The sequence below is a fragment of the Mucilaginibacter sp. L196 genome (assembly GCF_009765905.1).
In the GTDB taxonomy this organism is placed as follows: Bacteria; Bacteroidota; Bacteroidia; order Sphingobacteriales; family Sphingobacteriaceae; genus Mucilaginibacter.
In genome coordinates, this window is record NZ_LMUO01000019.1 from 94,474 (window position 1) to 110,292 (window position 15,819).

Annotated in this window: 16 protein-coding genes; 8 read left to right on the forward strand and 8 right to left on the reverse strand. The window is 40.2% G+C overall.

Annotated elements, in window-relative coordinates:
- Positions 1-76: 76 nt before the first annotated feature.
- On the forward strand, positions 77-1,243 hold the full coding sequence (locus tag GSQ74_RS16845; RefSeq protein WP_158995398.1) for an MFS transporter: 1,167 nt from the start codon (positions 77-79) through the stop codon (positions 1,241-1,243).
- Positions 1,244-1,247: 4 nt separating this feature from the next.
- Positions 1,248-1,817, forward strand: coding sequence for a MarC family protein (locus GSQ74_RS16850; protein ID WP_158995399.1), 570 nt, complete (start codon positions 1,248-1,250; stop codon positions 1,815-1,817).
- 144 nt (positions 1,818-1,961) lie between these two features.
- On the opposite strand, the gene GSQ74_RS16855 is transcribed toward GSQ74_RS16850, so the two are convergent.
- The 5 genes from GSQ74_RS16855 to GSQ74_RS16875 all read right to left on the reverse strand — a co-directional run bounded on the left by GSQ74_RS16855 (position 1,962) and on the right by GSQ74_RS16875 (position 7,356).
- Positions 1,962-3,125 carry an RsmB/NOP family class I SAM-dependent RNA methyltransferase gene (locus GSQ74_RS16855; protein WP_158995400.1) on the reverse strand — a complete coding sequence of 388 codons (1,164 nt, stop codon included), beginning with the start codon at positions 3,123-3,125 and terminating at the stop codon, positions 1,962-1,964.
- On the reverse strand, positions 3,122-4,360 hold the full coding sequence (locus GSQ74_RS16860; RefSeq protein WP_158995401.1) for an ABC transporter substrate-binding protein: 1,239 nt from the start codon (positions 4,358-4,360) through the stop codon (positions 3,122-3,124). Before GSQ74_RS16860 ends, GSQ74_RS16855 begins: the two co-directional genes overlap by 4 nt.
- Positions 4,317-5,846: a glutamine-hydrolyzing GMP synthase gene (guaA, locus tag GSQ74_RS16865; RefSeq protein WP_158995402.1), complete on the reverse strand. Its 1,530-nt coding sequence runs from the start codon at positions 5,844-5,846 to the stop codon at positions 4,317-4,319. Before guaA ends, GSQ74_RS16860 begins: the two co-directional genes overlap by 44 nt.
- A 112-nt stretch (positions 5,847-5,958) precedes the next feature.
- Complete coding sequence (locus GSQ74_RS16870) at positions 5,959-6,588, reverse strand: porin family protein (RefSeq protein ID WP_158995403.1); 630 nt, start codon at positions 6,586-6,588, stop codon at positions 5,959-5,961.
- Positions 6,589-6,630: 42 nt separating this feature from the next.
- Positions 6,631-7,356, reverse strand: a complete 726-nt coding sequence (locus tag GSQ74_RS16875) for an FkbM family methyltransferase (RefSeq protein ID WP_158995404.1) — start codon at positions 7,354-7,356, stop codon at positions 6,631-6,633.
- Positions 7,357-7,517: 161 nt separating this feature from the next.
- Between GSQ74_RS16875 and GSQ74_RS16880 the strand changes: the two genes are divergently transcribed.
- On the forward strand, positions 7,518-8,375 hold the full coding sequence (locus GSQ74_RS16880) for a methylated-DNA--[protein]-cysteine S-methyltransferase (RefSeq protein ID WP_158995405.1): 858 nt from the start codon (positions 7,518-7,520) through the stop codon (positions 8,373-8,375).
- A 79-nt stretch (positions 8,376-8,454) separates the two neighbouring features.
- Here the strand turns inward: GSQ74_RS16880 and GSQ74_RS16885 are convergent, their stop codons facing one another.
- Both GSQ74_RS16885 and GSQ74_RS16890 read right to left on the reverse strand, forming a co-directional pair.
- Positions 8,455-9,105 (reverse strand): hypothetical protein, encoded by a 651-nt coding sequence (locus GSQ74_RS16885; protein ID WP_158995406.1) that lies wholly within the window; start codon positions 9,103-9,105, stop codon positions 8,455-8,457.
- Positions 9,106-9,466: 361 nt separating this feature from the next.
- Positions 9,467-9,628 carry a hypothetical protein gene (locus tag GSQ74_RS16890; protein ID WP_158995407.1) on the reverse strand — a complete coding sequence of 54 codons (162 nt, stop codon included), beginning with the start codon at positions 9,626-9,628 and terminating at the stop codon, positions 9,467-9,469.
- 5 nt (positions 9,629-9,633) lie between these two features.
- On the opposite strand from GSQ74_RS16890, the gene GSQ74_RS16895 reads away from it, so the two are divergent.
- The 3 genes from GSQ74_RS16895 (at position 9,634) to GSQ74_RS16905 (ending at position 11,545) form a co-directional block, all read left to right on the forward strand.
- Complete coding sequence (locus GSQ74_RS16895) at positions 9,634-9,810, forward strand: hypothetical protein (protein WP_158995408.1); 177 nt, start codon at positions 9,634-9,636, stop codon at positions 9,808-9,810.
- Between the two features lie 117 nt (positions 9,811-9,927).
- Positions 9,928-11,193 (forward strand): metallophosphoesterase, encoded by a 1,266-nt coding sequence (locus tag GSQ74_RS16900; protein ID WP_158995409.1) that lies wholly within the window; start codon positions 9,928-9,930, stop codon positions 11,191-11,193.
- A 124-nt stretch (positions 11,194-11,317) separates the two neighbouring features.
- The gene (locus GSQ74_RS16905) at positions 11,318-11,545 is read left to right on the forward strand and encodes a hypothetical protein (RefSeq protein WP_158995410.1); all 228 of its coding nucleotides are present in this window, start codon (positions 11,318-11,320) and stop codon (positions 11,543-11,545) included.
- Between the two features lie 107 nt (positions 11,546-11,652).
- Here the strand turns inward: GSQ74_RS16905 and GSQ74_RS16910 are convergent, their stop codons facing one another.
- Entirely contained in the window at positions 11,653-13,407 is a 1,755-nt protein-coding gene (locus tag GSQ74_RS16910; RefSeq protein ID WP_158995411.1) for a lysophospholipid acyltransferase family protein, read from the reverse strand.
- 76 nt (positions 13,408-13,483) lie between these two features.
- Here GSQ74_RS16910 and GSQ74_RS16915 point away from each other — a divergent pair, with 76 nt between their 5' ends.
- On the forward strand, positions 13,484-14,152 hold the full coding sequence (locus GSQ74_RS16915) for a helix-hairpin-helix domain-containing protein (protein ID WP_158995412.1): 669 nt from the start codon (positions 13,484-13,486) through the stop codon (positions 14,150-14,152).
- Positions 14,149-14,676, forward strand: a complete 528-nt coding sequence (locus GSQ74_RS16920) for an adenine phosphoribosyltransferase (RefSeq protein ID WP_158995413.1) — start codon at positions 14,149-14,151, stop codon at positions 14,674-14,676. The genes GSQ74_RS16915 and GSQ74_RS16920 overlap by 4 nt, the downstream gene beginning before the upstream one ends.
- The last annotated feature ends 1,143 nt before the right edge of the window (positions 14,677-15,819 follow it).

Below are 15,819 nucleotides of genomic sequence, written 5' to 3' on the forward strand. Positions count from 1 at the left end.
TAAAAAGGTTCTGAGATTTTTCAGAACCTTTTTTGTTTTAAGTACTTTTACCCCGGCCTCATCGTTACAACAACCAGTGAAGAATAAAGAACTCTCCGTACTTGTTTTTATATGCATCATCAATTCGCTGGGTTTTGGCATTATTGTGCCTTTGCTTTATTCTTATGGCAAAAGGTTTGGTATCAATCATGAAACTATCGGCTTGTTAACAGCAGCCTTCAGTATCGCCCAGTTTTTTGCTACGCCGGTTTTGGGCTCTATGAGCGATAAGTTTGGTCGTAAGCCATTGTTGGCTATCAGTCTGTTTGGTACTTGTTTGTCGTTCCTGATGTTTGCCTTTGCGCAAGGCGTTATTATGTTGTTTGCTGCAAGGATATTGGATGGATTAACCGGCGGCAATGTCTCGGTGGCGCAAGCGATGATATCTGATACCTCAACCAGTAAAGACCGGGCGAAAAAGTTTGGTATATTAAGCTCGGCCTTTGGCTTTGGCTTTGTGATAGGGCCTGCTGTGGGCGGGTTGCTTAGTAAACTTGGCCCGCAAGTGCCTTTTTATTTTGCTGCCCTTATGGCGCTTATTGGCGCGCTGTGTTCAGCGTTCCTTTTAAAAGAAACCAGGATAAAAGAAAAAGATACGGGTTTAGTACAAGCCAAACGGTTTAGCTTTACTTCGTTAATCACTACCTTAAAAATGCCGGTTATAGGTACCGCAATTTTTATCGGTTTTTTACTGACCATGGCGCAGTTTACCATGATTATCGGCTTTCAAACCTTTAGTGTAGATAACTTAAAACTAAGCAATACCAATATTGGCCTATTGTATACCGGGTTTGCTGCTACCGGTATTGTTATGCAATTGTGTGTGCCCTTTTTTACCCGGATAATATCGTCAAAGGCTATGATATTACTACTCTCTACCGCGGCATGTTTTGTAGCTATGTTTTATACTGGTTTTACAGGCGTGGTTATTACATTTAGTGTGGGGATGATTATTTATGGCTTATTTAATGGTATCCGTAACCCTATGCTCAATGCTATTATCGCGGATAATAATACCTCAAACAGGCAAGGCGAGGTAATGGGGGTAAATCAATCTTATGCTTCAATAGGGCAAACATTGGGGCCGATAACCGCCGGATTTGTTACTATGTTTTCTATTCACTGCGTTTTCTTTTTATCAGCATTTTATATTCTCATCGCATTTTTGCTTACTTTTAGGTTAACATCCAAATGTAAATCCTAACGTTATGCCTCCACTTATTTTTAAAGAGATACTATCGGTAACCATGATCCTGTTCGCGATCATTGATATTTTGGGCGCTATCCCTGTAATTATTGAGTTGCGCCAGCGTGCGGGCCATATCGAGTCGGAAAAAGCAAGTATCGCGGTATTGGTATTAATGGTGGTTTTTTTGTTTTCAGGTAACGAACTACTAAACATTATTGGACTAGATGTATCCTCATTTGCTATCGCAGGTTCGCTGGTGATATTTATTATAGCGATGGAGATGGTATTGGGTGCTAAGTTTTTTAAAGAAGAAATGCCTGAAACTATATCTATTGTCCCATTGGCATTCCCATTAATTGCAGGCGCCGGAACAATGACCACATTGTTATCGCTAAAATCGCAATATCAAACACAAAACATATTAGTAGGCATTGTACTGAACACCATATTTGTATATCTCGTTTTAAAAAATGTGAAATGGCTGGAAAAGCTATTTGGAAAAACAGGTATCAATATTTTGCGTAAAGCTTTTGGAGTGATTCTATTGGCTATCGCTATAAAGTTGTTTAGGAGTAATACGCATTTGTAATAGTTAAATATAACGTCATTGCGAGCGATAGCGTGGCAATCCCTAAAATACAGAGCCGCCCTGCAAAGTTGTGGATTGCTTCGTTCCTCGCAATGACGCTCACAGAGAGATGCCCGAAGAGAGACTCGAACTCTCTATGGAAGATTAAGCTCCCACCAACCTCGCCACAAACATAGTATCCGCTTTATTTTCATAACCTGTTAATACTGTTTGTTCTTCGAGCTTCAACCCTAATTCTTTAACTAAGTAATTAACTACATCCTCATTCTCACCTTTAAAGGCAGAGCATGTAATGTAAATAACAGGTTTGCCGGGTTTGATAAACTTGGCCACATTGCTTGCGATGCTTTTTTGCAGGCGCTGAAAGAATTCTATTTTGGATGGATGGAACTGGGCGATCATCTCTGGCGTTCTACCCCAGGTGCCTGAGCCAGAGCATGGCGCATCGAGGATGATGCCATCAAAGGCATAATCGTGCATTTCCTGGTCGGGATTTTGAGTGAGGTCGAGTAGCTTTTTTTGGTATTTGCGGAGGCCTGCCTGCTGGAAACGTTCGTCGAGGTTGGCTAAGATAGATTCACGGATATCGGATACCACTAATTTAATATCAGGTTCCATTTCATGAAGTAGTAATGATTTACCGCCTGATGCCGCGCAGGCATCCCACCACTGATCCCATTTATTGGGTTTGAAATAGTTGGCTGTTTGCTGCGATGAATAATCCTGCACCTCGAACCAATGCTGGGTAGGGAAAATGGTTTCCAATCGTGTACCATTTGGCAAAGCGAAGCAACCATTTCCTTCGTCTTTAAATGCAACCTCTGCTTTATTTAGTTCGGCTTTAACCAAATGGTCGTAGCCGTTATGTACATGTATAAAAAGATCGGGCTGAACAAAGAATGATTTTAGAAAGGCTTCTTTATCAATTCCCGCAGATATTTGATCGGCCCATGGGAAAACATCTGCTAAATAGAATTCTTTATAAGCTGTTTTTACCAACGCCAGCTTTTCATCCAAAGTAAAACCAATACAGACGGCCCACTCGGGTTTGAAATGTTGCAAAAAGGAGTTTACCTGACTATTGCATAAAAATTCAGCAACTATCAAACGCTCTTCAGATGGCAGATTGGGCAAAGCTGTACCTAAACGAAAGTAATTGTAAATCAATCGGCTGGCAACCTTGCGGTCGGTGGAGCCCATTTGTTTGTTTTGGCGATAAAATCCAGGTAAAAATTTACTTAAAGGCGTTTCTGCCGGGTATTTTTCTAATAATCGATGAAACGTCTTTAATTGGTTTATTGCCTTCATTCTACCTTTCTAAGCTCAAAGTTACTATACATTAGCAGTTTTACATGCGTGTTTACCCAACCCATTCCCGCTATTTTTTGAAAATGGAAACTATTATGTAAACCATTAAAATCTGCCATGCTTTTTAAATTGTTTTCAGCAAGTAATCTACCAAAATATAAACCTTCGTCAAAACCTTTTAATGCATAAACAGAAGGTTCGGTGTGCCAGGTATTGCGGTAGCTGCGTATAAAATTAATAGTTTCTGCCGAGCGATAATCCACATTATCCGCCGAAGTGATGTGCGTTCTTAAATGTTGTAATTGCTTTGCTTTTAAAAATGCGAAATGTTCCCAATTTGGGTGGCCAAACAGCGTAACCGGGTAATGGGCATTCAAAGTATCCAGCGAATGTAGGGTAATTGTTAAAAAAGCCTGATTGGTGGATGGCACCACAAATACGTTTTGCTTGTCTTTTACTAATTGGGGCAGTAACGCGTTTAATTTCCCGCGTACAACAGTGATGGTTATTATTTTGATATGATTGCTGCTTAGGCTATCGAGCGCTTTTTTAAAGGGTATGATGTATTTATTATCATCGCTAAAACCAGAGGCAAGAATAAATACTTTTTGCGGTTTTATATGGTCGTTGATATATCTGGCGGTAGTCCATGCATGATAATCAAGCGGCGGATTTACGGTAACCAGGTTTTGATTTTTAAAGGTAAATGGCGACTCGGGCGATAAGGGAGATACGATAGCTTTACGCGCGCTGGTTAGCACCGATGTAAACACTTTTATATCTTCAGGGAAAATAGGGCCAACTATTAAATCGCTTGCCCGTATTTTAGGGTTGTAAGCAAGGCTATGAACCTGTGAGCCATTATCCCTTGAATCAAATAATTGTAGTTTATAATTATAGCCGTAAAAGGTAAGTGAATCTAAAGCCAATTTAAAACCACGGTAATAATCCGCTGCAATGCGTGCCTCTTTTAAAGTGACGGGCGTGTAAGATTGTCCCGGGCCAATATGGTCCAGATTGAAAGGTAGTATTAGCGAGATGATTGAAGTTTTAGGTACAGGCGGTGTAACCGGCTTGGGTGCAGGCGGCGGCGCAGGACTTTCAGCAGGTTTATTTACAGGATGGGATACCCAGCGTGTTTTGGGTGAACACGCCCCGATGACCAACACTGTAAATAAACCTATTAACCACCTATTCCCACTCAATGGTAGCAGGCGGTTTCGAACTGATGTCATATACTACCCGGTTAATACCTTTTACGTTATTAATGATGTCGTTTGATATTTTAGCCAGCAAATCATAAGGTAAATGGCACCAATCTGCTGTCATTCCGTCTAATGATTCTACCGCGCGCAGGCAAATTACATTTTCGTAAGTGCGCTCATCGCCCATAACTCCTACTGATTGTACGGGCAAAAATATCGCCCCAGCCTGCCAAACTTTATCATAAACACCATAAGACCGCAAATTGTTGATATAAATCGCATCTGCTTCCTGTAATATCTGAACTTTCTCTGGTGTAACGTCGCCCAAAATCCTGATAGCCAAACCTGGGCCCGGGAAAGGATGGCGGCCTAATATGTTTGGATCGATACCTAAAGCTTTACCAACCCTGCGTACTTCATCCTTAAATAAAGTATTTAATGGTTCAACTACTTTAAGTTTCATAAAGTCAGGTAATCCACCAACGTTGTGGTGAGATTTAATGGTAGCTGATGGGCCTTTTACTGATACGGACTCAATAATATCCGGGTAAATAGTACCCTGGCCTAACCATTTTACATCGGTTACTTTGTGTGCCTCATCATCAAAAACTTCGATGAACACACGGCCGATAGCTTTACGTTTCTTTTCAGGATCGGTTAAGCCAGCTAATGCATCGTAAAAACGTTGTTTCGCATCAACACCCTTTATATTAAGGCCCATGTGTTGGTATGAATCCAATACCGATTGGTATTCATCTTTACGCAATAAGCCGTTATCAACAAATATACAATGCAGGTTTTTGCCGATGGCCTGGTGCAATAACACCGCGGCAACCGATGAATCCACCCCGCCTGATAAACCTAAAACTACTTTATCATCGCCTAATTTTTCCTGTAAGGCAGCAATGGTGGTTTCGATGAAAGAATCTGGTGTCCAATCCTGTGAGCATCCGCAGATGTCAACCAAAAAGTTTTGAAGCAATTGTTTGCCATCAATACTATGGGTTACTTCCGGGTGAAATTGTATACCGTAAGTTTGGGTGCCTGTAATTTGGTAAGCCGCTACTTTTACAGACTCGGTACTGGCTATAATATGGAAATTATCTCCAATGCGTGCAATAGTATCCGCATGCGACATCCAAACCTGTGATTCTAATGGAATATCTTTAAATAGCTTGTTATCTTTATCAATATACTGCAAGTTAGCACGTCCGTACTCGCGGGTACTTGATTTCATCACTTCGCCACCGTTGTTGTGGGCAATGTGCTGCGCTCCGTAGCAAACGCCTAATAAAGGCAATTGACCGTGGAACTTTTTGAAATCGAAGTTTGGCGCATCTTCCTGGCGTACAGAATACGGACTGCCCGAAAGTATGATACCTTTTACAGTGCTGTCAATTTCAGGAAAATGATTGAAGGGGTAAATCTCGCAGTAGATATTGAGTTCCCTGACACGGCGAGCTATCAGTTGAGTGAACTGTGAGCCGAAGTCAAGAATAAGGATTTTTTCTTGCATGGGCAAAGATAGCTTTTTTTGAGGATTTTGGATTTCTTAATTTTGAATATTTATTAAATAAAAAAAGGTTCGTGCACTACACACGAACCTTTTAAGATTTTGTTTTGACAGATTAATGTATCGAGAAGTTGATACCCGCATTTATGCTTGAACGCAGGGTTTGTACTGAAGAGTAATCGCCATTGTCTTTGAAGATATTAGTCAGGCCACCTTGTCCGTCATATTCAAAAAATATTCTGGATCTATTGGAAATCGGGATTTTTACACCAAGGCCTACATCAATACCTGCATCTACCGTATTGAAAATTTGTTTTACGTCAATGTCGTCGGTGGTTTCTTTAGCACCTGTTAATATGCCAATGTAAGGGCCGAAATGTACGTACCAGTTTCGGGTATAACCAAAGTGCCAGCTTGCCAGCACAGGTATAGTAATATAATTTAGCCTGAAATTTACGCCGTCATAAGTGTTTCCGTTTGGATCGGTATAAAAGCCATTTCCCCAGCCTTTTTGGTCGTAATTTACTTCTACTTTTAAGCTCCAGTCGCTTGAAAAATAGGAATCTACAAATAAACCTGTATTAAGCCCGCCAATAAGGTCGCTGCTTTGGTTGGAGTAAGTTTCGTTTACGTAAGAGTTGTTGTAGCCAACATTGGCGCCAAATTCAACACTGCCTTTTTGTTGTGCGAAGGTTAAACTATAGCAACCTAAAACGATAGCCAGGGTGGTAAAAAGTTTTTTCATAAGTGTGATTTTATCTTTGGCAAAGATATCAATTTAAAGAATTTACGCTATAAAAAAGAAGTTTATTACGCTTTGATTAATGAAAGGAACTAATTCTTCACCATCATAAATCTTTACCTGGTAGCCAATTTCCTTGGTAAGATAATCAATAGTAATAGTCCGTTTTTCATTATCCCAAAGTTCGCAATAGATAGGCGGCTTGTGTTTTAGCAACAACTGTTTTGCTCCCGAGAGTACTTCAAATTCAAAATTTTCAACATCTATTTTTATGCCTCCTATTGAGTCTGCATTTTGTAGTTCTGCAATATCATCAAGTCTTTTTACAGGTAGTGTGAAGTGTTCACCTTCTTCGGGGTTATTTTCATCTACCACATGGCAAAGCCCCTGCATTTTTACGTTATTAATAATGGGCATTACCATTTTTAACTCGCCCGGTTCATTTCCTAAAGCCGTCTCAAACAAGGTTACATTTTTTAGCTTGTAATATTTAATTACCCTTTTTAAGGCGATTAAATTTTGAGGCATGGGCTCGAAAGAATACACTTTGCCGTTAATGGCTTTTTGAGCTAGCGGCACAGTCATGATGCCTATATTAGCACCTATATCCAACAGTACTTTATCGGTAGGTAAAATACTTAAGAAATATAAAAACTCGGCCTCATGCTTATTACTATACAGCCGTTTAATGGTATATATTGAAAAAAAGAAAAGGAAATTGTTAAATCCTAAAATCTTTTGTAGAAATAACTTTATTTTATTTTTAACCATTATTATAAGCGTTTAATAGTAAATATATGTTTTATAAGTATTGCGCGATATATTAGAATTGTTTTTTGTATAATTAACATTCGAGTATCAGGTAAAATAGCAAGTTCCGGGTTTTAATACCGTAGGTAAGAGGGTAAATTTGTTTATAAAATAAAGATAATATGAAAACGCAGGAACAAATAAACTATGAACGCATAGCCGAAGCGATAGACTATATAAAGCTAAATTTTAAGGGGCAACCAAACCTGAATGAGGTTGCCGCCAAAATAAATCTGAGTCCATTCCATTTTCAGCGTTTGTTTACTGATTGGGCAGGTATAAGCCCCAAAAAGTTTCTACAGTATTTAAGCCTCGAGTATGCGAAGGGCATGCTTAAGGAAAAAAGCGCTACTTTATTTGATACAGCTTATGAAACAGGCCTGTCGGGTACCGGGCGTTTGCATGATTTATTTGTGAATATAGAAGGGATGACCCCTGCTGAATATAAAAATGGTGGAGCGGCACTAAGTATTAATTACAGTTTTGCCGAGAGCCCGTTCGGAAACCTAATTGTGGCATCCACCGCGAAGGGTGTATGTTATATTGCTTTTGCCGATGATCCGGATTTTGCTTTTGCCGAATTGGAAGCTCAATTTCCTAATGCTGCTTATCATCAATTTGCAGATGCCGCGCAGCAAAATGCCTTGTTTGTTTTCAGGAAAGACTGGAAACAGTTGTCGGAGATAAAACTGCATTTAAAAGGCACCAGCTTTCAACTCAAAGTTTGGGAAGCATTACTCAAAATCCCGATGGGAGGGTTACACACTTATGCAAACATCGCGCAGCAAATCAACTCTCCGCAAGCTAACAGGGCGGTGGGCAGCGCGATAGGAGCAAACCCGGTTGCTTTTTTAATCCCTTGTCACCGGGTTATTCGTTCTTCAGGCGAAACCGGCCAATACCATTGGGGCAGCACCCGTAAATCGGCAATTATTGGTTGGGAGGCCGCTATGTGTGATAATTTGGCAGGAGTAGGATAGATGCACCATATAGCTATTCAAATAAAAATCCCATTCAATTATGTTGAATGGGATTTTTATTTGAATAGATTACTTGCTACTATTTATCGCCTTGCTTTGGTTGTGGGCGAGCTCCACCATTGTTAGGTTTGCCAGTATTACCTGGGCGGGTTGGTGCCCCACTATTGCCTGGCGGACGACCGCCATTGCCCGGTTTTTGAGGTTTATTACCATTGCCTGGTGGACGATCGCCATTACCCGGTTTTTCAGGTTTATTGCCTGGCGGACGGCCGCCGTTGCCCGGTTTCTCGGGTTTATTGACTGGTGGCTTAGGTTTAACCGGCGGGCGATATCCGGGTCTGTATCTAGGGTCACGGCTATCGCGAATAATAGATTGCCCTATGCGGCCACGGTAACTAGCATATCGACTATGATAATAACTGTGATTTAAATATGGATGAGGTTCATTTATAACCACTTTATATCCGTTATAAAGATTATAGGTGCGATACATCGGCGGCAATATTGATGAATATATCCATTCGGTACCGCTTAAATAAATAAACTGCCTTGTAGGTACATAGTAGTAACAATCAATATCGGGCAAATAGTAATATTGAACATAATTGTAGCCAACAGGGCCCCATCTTGGTTGGTTGCTAATGTTAAAACTGATACTTAACTGTGCGTCGGCTTGTTTAAAAAATAGTACACTAAACAGAAAGGTAAGTGCAAAAATTAATTTTCTCATTTTCTTAAGGTTAATGTGATAGTGTTGGTATTTAAATCTTTAATATAAAATTTGCAATAATATTTCATATAACCTAATTGTGATTATAAGAAACAATTTGATAATTATATGGTTTATGTTATGATACCCCGGTAAAAACCACATACCATGAAAAAGTATATAACAAGAATGATTGCACTGTTGCTATTAGCTTCAGCCATTTCAAGTTGCTCAGTTCAATACCGCCAACGCCATCACATGCATGACCACGATCATGACATGAATCATTAGTAGTTAATAATACAAATACATTTATCTATATAAAAAAAACCACAAATCATGAAGTACCTTAAATTAATGTTGCTTGCCTTAATTATGGCATTCACATTTGCAAGCGCACAAGCGCAAATTGTAGTAAGGGCGCGCGTTGGCGGCCCTGGTTATCATCATCGTCACTGGCATCATCGTCACTGGCATCATCGCCACTGGCATCATCATTACCACAGATATTAGTTAATAATTGATCAACAATCACAAAAAACATAAATTATGAAGTACCTTAAATTAATGTTGTTTGCCGTAATTATGGCATTCACTTTTGGAAGCAGCGCAGATGCGCAAGTTCGTGTTAAAGTAGGCATAGGCCCATATTTTCATAATGGCCGTCATTACCATCATCGCACAGCATACATGCGCCATCACCACAGATACTATCGTTACTATTAGTAACATTAAGCCCCGCAATTATGCGGGGCTTTTTTTTGACTTTTAAATGAGTGTCAGGTAATATTTTACGCGGTAATTGCCTTTGCTTTTTTAAATTGCAGACTTATAAGTTTTAATATGCATAGAGGTGGTTTTTTAACAGTTTTTTTAATTATAGCAGCTATCACCCTGGTGTTTGACTGGTATGTGTTTTCGGGATTGAAAACATTTACTAATGACTGGCAATCCACAAAAGCAAGGCAAATTGTGCTTTGGGGGTATTTGATCATCTCTGTTGGTGTAACCATCCTTTTTGTTTCCGGATTTGGTAGTTTCAGCCACGCCCGTGGGATGACACCGTATCACGAGTATATGCTGAGCTTATTTATTACATTTTTTATAACAAAACTTGTTTTCGTTATTGTGCTGTCTTTGGGCGATCTGGGGCGTTTTATATACGGAATAGGTAATTCAATAACCAATCACAACGGAAAACATACTGAGCCATTTTTTCCATCGAGAAGAAAATTTATAAGCGAGCTGGCTATTTTACTGGCGGCATTTCCGTTTACCAGTTTTATTTACGCCATGGTAAGGGGTAAGTATGATTATAAAGTACACCGCGAAACTATTTATTTTGACGGACTGCCCGAAGCTTTTGACGGCTTTACCATCACCCAAATATCTGATATACACTCCGGTAGTTTTGATAATACCGCGGCAGTGCAACGAGGAATTGATTTAGCAAATGCCCAAAAAAGCGATCTGTTTGTTTTTACTGGTGATTTGGTGAACAATGCGGCCTGGGAAATTGAGCAATATATCCCCAACTTTAAACAACTGAAGGCGCCCTACGGCCAATATTCTATTTTAGGTAACCATGATTATGGTGATTATATACAATGGGATAATGAAGACGAAAAAGCCGCTAATTTAGATAAGCTGAAACAGCATCATAAAGAGTTAGGTTACAGCCTGTTGCTGGATGAAAGTGTAGAGCTGGAAAAAGACGGGCAAAAAATATCATTAATAGGTGTGCAAAACTGGGGCAGGGGATTTATACAGATAGGCGATTTGGATAAAGCACTTAAGGGTGTTGATGAAAATGCATTTAAAATACTACTATCGCACGACCCAACACATTGGGAGGATAAAGTACGTTTTAATACAACCAATATCGATCTGACATTAGCCGGCCATACACACGGCGCGCAATTTGGTGTTGAAACCGCAGGCTTTAGATGGAGCCCGGTGCAATATCGCTATCTTGACTGGGCTGGTTTGGCGCATCACAATAAACGTTATTTATATGTAAACAGAGGGTTTGGCTTTTTAGCTTTCTCGGGCCGGTTAGGTATTTGGCCGGAGGTTACTGTAATTACTTTGAAGAGAAAAGTAGCGTAGTTTGCTCTTCTTGTAAGACTTAGTTTTTAAAACTTCGTAAGTCTCTTTCTCATGTCAATGACAAAATAGAATACTTCAAACAAATTCTTACCCGGATGCTTATTTATATCAAAGAGCATCAATCATGGCAATTCAACATATAAAAACAATAGGCGTAAAACCCGCTACAGAAACAAAAAAAGGGACTTACTTAACCAAGGATAATTGGGAAGTAATGAAGCCTTTTGTACATTTTGCTTTTAAAGCGATTACTGTGATCGGTTCAGTAATGTTTGCCATTGTAAAGATGATACCCAAGGCTTTGGAACATAAACCAGCGGAACGGAAGAATGATAAGATTATAGAAATATAATATTTTGTCATCTCGACCGGAGGGAGAGATCTTCTATAAATTGCTATCGCACCATGTAAGTCGAAGAAGATTTCTCCCTCCCGTCGAAATGACAAGACGTAGAAGAATTATAAATTCTTAGCCAACTTTTCCAACATCTCAGCAGGTACTTTTTGGAAATCAAGCACCAGGAAACCATCTAAACAATCAGCAAATTTTGGGTCGATGTTGAAGCAGATGATATTGGCGTTTAGCGCGATGTATTGCCTTAATAATACAGGAACCTTCATGCTGCGGGTTTCTACCTCAGAGATAATATCGTCCAGGTTTTTAAAGCTATCCTCGCCGGCCATTAGCATATCGGCATCAATTTTCGAGAAATCAACTTTGAATTTTCTGCGTGGTTTTACATATTGCGCCATTTCATGGTCGAAATGGTTACGGTTGATATAATCTACGATCAGTGATTTTGAAAACTTAGAAAACGAATTGCTAATACTTACAGGGCCAATCAGGTAACGATAGCGCGGGTTGTCAATTAAAAACTTGAATATACCTTTCCATAATAAAAATAATGGAAGTGGTTTTTGCTGGTATTCTTTACGGATGAATGAGCGGCCCAGTTCGATGCTTTTTCTCAATACAGGCATTAACTGTTCTTTTATTTTAAACAGTTCGTTCAAATAAAACCCATTTTTACCCTGACTATAAAATATCTCATCGCCCAAACCAATGCGGTAGGCTCCTACTATTAACTTTGCTTCAGTATCCCAAATAAACAGGTGGTGATAATAAATATCATATTCATCTAAATCGACACTTTTATTAGTACCCTCGCCAATCTCGCGGAAAGTGATCTCGCGTAAGCGGCCAATCTCTCTTATAACATTAGGAATAACCGATGTAGGTGCAATAAATACTTCGTAGTTTTTCTCCTGCCATGCACGGTAAGTATCGCGCAGCGGTTCAATTTCTTTTTCCAGTATCGCGCTATCCATTTCAGGTGCAAAGGCTTCAGGCAGTTTCTTTATTTTGAAAAGATTACGCGGGTTGAACAGCTTTTTCTCTTCCTCTAAACCGGTACCTAAAGCATAGGTACGTGCCCTTAAAAAACTAAGCAGTTTAGTGCTGTTATTATATTCAGGATAATCTGCAATGTTGATGGGTTTACCAATGCGCAGCTTTATGGTTTGGCCCTGTTTATTAAACAGTTCCGATGGCAGTTTGGCAGTACGCAGGGCAGGGTGTATCATGCTCAATAAATTGAACAGCAAGCCGTTGTTGCCATGGAAATATACAGGCACAACCGGTGTTTTTGCTTTAGCGATGATCTTGCCCACAACCGGATGCCATAAGCGGTCCGTTACCTGCTGCGATTCCATATCAAAAGTAGATACCTCGCCAGCAGGGAAAATACCAATCGGTGTACCCTGATTTAGTAGCTCTAAAGTGTTTTTTAAACCGCTGATACTTGATGAATGCTCTATATTTTCAAACGGGTTTACCGCTATAAAGTAATCGCTTAGGTTAGGGATTTTTTTAAGCAGGAAATTGGCCATCAGTTTGGCATCAGGCCTCACTGTTAATAGCATTTTTAATAATACTAGTCCTTCTATACCACCATAAGGGTGATTAGCAATGGCTATAAAACTACCTTCTTTGGGTATGTTTCTCAGGTCTCTTTCGTCAAACTCAATCTCAACACCGCAACCGGCTAAAATAGCATCAATAAACTCGATACCGTTTTTGTGCTGTGCCTGGGCAAACACTTCGTTTACCTGGTTTATTTTCATTACTTCCATTAATAAAGCAGCCAGGCCGGGCATCTTTAGCTTATCTAATTTAGTGGCTTTGGCAAACTCTTCGGTGGTTATAATTTTCATTAGTATTTTAAAAGATGTTGTTTTGGGGTAAAAAATATTCCAAATTTATTTAATTTAACCGGGTATTAAAACCTGAATGAAATCTCAATTTAAAAATTACTTCGCTATAACTAAAAAACAATGGAACGGAATGGTAGTGCTGGTTGTACTTATATTATTAGTACTGGCTGCCCCTTATGTATACCAGCGTTTCCGCAAAGATACTATAATTAACTTTAGTGGCTTTGATGCGGCGGTTGTCCAGTTAAGCAAGGCGCAAAAGACCGATAGCATAGCTGCTACTAAAACTCCTGTATACAATAATGAACATGTAAAAGCTTACATAAGTAACAAGCTAAAGCCCGGTGCAACTATCGAGCTAAACGCTGCTGATTCTGCACAGCTAACTACCGTACGTGGTATAGGTGCTTCATTTGCTATCCGCATCATCCGTTACCGTAACCGGATAGGCGGCTTTTATAATAAGGAGCAATTAATGGAAGTGTACGAACTTGATTCTACTAAATACGCCGAGATAAAAGACCAGCTAACGGTTAATCCATCGGCTGTAATTAAAGTAAATATCAATACCATTTCTTTTGCATCCTTGCGGCAAAGCCCATACCTTAGCTACAAGCAAGCCAGTGCTCTTATTGAGTACAGGACTCAGCACGGCAACTATAATTCGATTGATGATATAGGCAACGTGGCCATTATAACGCCCGATGTACTGCACAAGATTGAACCCTACATAAAATTTAAATGATAGCACAGCAGATAAAAGCAGCCATACGCGATATACCGGATTTCCCTAAGCCCGGCATTATTTTTAAGGATATTACCCCGATTTTAAAAGATCCCGCCCTGTGTGAGCGCATAGTGGATGTGTTCGCCGTGAAGCTGGCCGGTACTAAAATAGACGTGGTAGCAGGTGTGGAAAGTCGCGGGTTTTTGTTTGGGTTGATGCTGGCTATTCGGCTTGGTGTTCCCTTCGTGCCGGTACGCAAAGCAGGTAAGCTGCCACACACTGTAAAGCAAAAAGTTTACGAACTGGAGTACGGTACCGCCACCATCGAAATGCATATCGATGCCATCAAACCCGGTCAGCATGTACTAATACACGACGACCTGCTGGCTACCGGTGGCACCGTAACCGCTGCCAGTGAGCTGATACAGGAACTCGGCGGAATAGTGAGCGGTTTTAGCTTCGTGGTTGGTTTAGGCTTTTTAGGTGGCAAGGAAAAGATCACCCCGATCAGCGATAATATAATAGTACTGGCGGAATATTAACCGCCCGTACTGTACCACGGCACAGATGAAACAAGTGGTACAGTTGGTACACTTTTGGCCCCAAAAAGTGCCATTTTGTACCCAAAAACAGCGTTATTAGATTAAGAAAATGCTATTTTGAGGGCTAAAAATGCTCAAAAAAACTCGTTTTTCGACTGTTTTTTGCACTTTTTTGGACAAAAAACCATCATTTTTATCAATTTTTTAATGGCTTTTGAGATGCTTTTGAATGATTTTGGCGAGTTTTCGTGCGGTTTTTGTTCCATAATGAAACATGTTTAAAGCGTTTGTCATGCTGAGGAACGAAGTATCTATCCGCGAATCTGCAAGTGGGTGAGCCTAATGGATAGATTCTTCACTGCGTTCAGAATGACAAAGAGAATTTAAAGCGTTTGTCATGCTGAGGAACGAAGCATCTATCCGCGAATCTGCAAGTGGTGAGCCTAATCGATAGATTCTTCACTGCGTTCAGAATGACAAAGAGAATTTAAAGCGTTTGTCATGCTGAGGAACGAAGCATCTATCCGCGAATCTGCAAGAGGTGAGCCTATCGATAGATTCTTCACTGCGTTCAGAATGACAAAGAGAATTTAAAGCGTTTGTCATGCTGAGGAACGAAGCATCTATCCGCGAATCTGCAAGGGGTGAGCCTAATCGGTAGATTCTTCACTGCGTTCAGCATGACAAAGAGAATTTAAAGCGTTTGTCATGCTGAGGAACGAAGCATCTATCCGCGAACCTGCAAGGGGTGAGCCTAATCGATAGATTCTTCACTGCGTTCAGCATGACAAAGAGAATTTAAAGCGTTTGTCATGCTGAGGAACGAAGCATCTATCCGCGAACCTGCAAGTGGTGAGCCTAATCGATAGATTCTTCACTGCGTTCAGCATGACAAAGAGAATTTAAAAGCGTTTGTCATGCTGAGGAACGAAGCATCTATCCGCGAATCTGCAAGAGGTGAGCCTATCGATAGATTCTTCACTGCGTTCAGAATGACAAAGAGAATTTAAAGCGTTTGTCATGCTGAGGAACGAAGCATCTATCCGCGAACCTGCAAGGGGTGAGCCTAATCGGTAGATTCTTCACTGCGTTCAGCATGACAAAGAGAATTTAAAGCGTTTGTCATGCTGAGGAACGAAGCAT

Excerpts from the sequence above, each read along its gene's own strand:
- GSQ74_RS16850 (WP_158995399.1), top strand. The coding sequence starts at position 1,248 with ATGCCTCCACTTATTTTTAAAGAGATACTATCGGTAACCATGATCCTG.
- GSQ74_RS16855 (WP_158995400.1), bottom strand. The coding sequence starts at position 3,125 with ATGAAGGCAATAAACCAATTAAAGACGTTTCATCGATTATTAGAAAAA.
- GSQ74_RS16860 (WP_158995401.1), bottom strand. The coding sequence starts at position 4,360 with ATGACATCAGTTCGAAACCGCCTGCTACCATTGAGTGGGAATAGGTGG.
- guaA (WP_158995402.1), bottom strand. The coding sequence starts at position 5,846 with ATGCAAGAAAAAATCCTTATTCTTGACTTCGGCTCACAGTTCACTCAA.
- GSQ74_RS16870 (WP_158995403.1), bottom strand. The coding sequence starts at position 6,588 with ATGAAAAAACTTTTTACCACCCTGGCTATCGTTTTAGGTTGCTATAGT.
- GSQ74_RS16875 (WP_158995404.1), bottom strand. The coding sequence starts at position 7,356 with ATGGTTAAAAATAAAATAAAGTTATTTCTACAAAAGATTTTAGGATTT.
- GSQ74_RS16880 (WP_158995405.1), top strand. The coding sequence starts at position 7,518 with ATGAAAACGCAGGAACAAATAAACTATGAACGCATAGCCGAAGCGATA.
- GSQ74_RS16885 (WP_158995406.1), bottom strand. The coding sequence starts at position 9,105 with ATGAGAAAATTAATTTTTGCACTTACCTTTCTGTTTAGTGTACTATTT.
- GSQ74_RS16890 (WP_158995407.1), bottom strand. The coding sequence starts at position 9,628 with ATGTTTTTTGTGATTGTTGATCAATTATTAACTAATATCTGTGGTAAT.
- GSQ74_RS16895 (WP_158995408.1), top strand. The coding sequence starts at position 9,634 with ATGAAGTACCTTAAATTAATGTTGTTTGCCGTAATTATGGCATTCACT.
- GSQ74_RS16900 (WP_158995409.1), top strand. The coding sequence starts at position 9,928 with ATGCATAGAGGTGGTTTTTTAACAGTTTTTTTAATTATAGCAGCTATC.
- GSQ74_RS16905 (WP_158995410.1), top strand. The coding sequence starts at position 11,318 with ATGGCAATTCAACATATAAAAACAATAGGCGTAAAACCCGCTACAGAA.
- GSQ74_RS16910 (WP_158995411.1), bottom strand. The coding sequence starts at position 13,407 with ATGAAAATTATAACCACCGAAGAGTTTGCCAAAGCCACTAAATTAGAT.
- GSQ74_RS16915 (WP_158995412.1), top strand. The coding sequence starts at position 13,484 with ATGAAATCTCAATTTAAAAATTACTTCGCTATAACTAAAAAACAATGG.
- GSQ74_RS16920 (WP_158995413.1), top strand. The coding sequence starts at position 14,149 with ATGATAGCACAGCAGATAAAAGCAGCCATACGCGATATACCGGATTTC.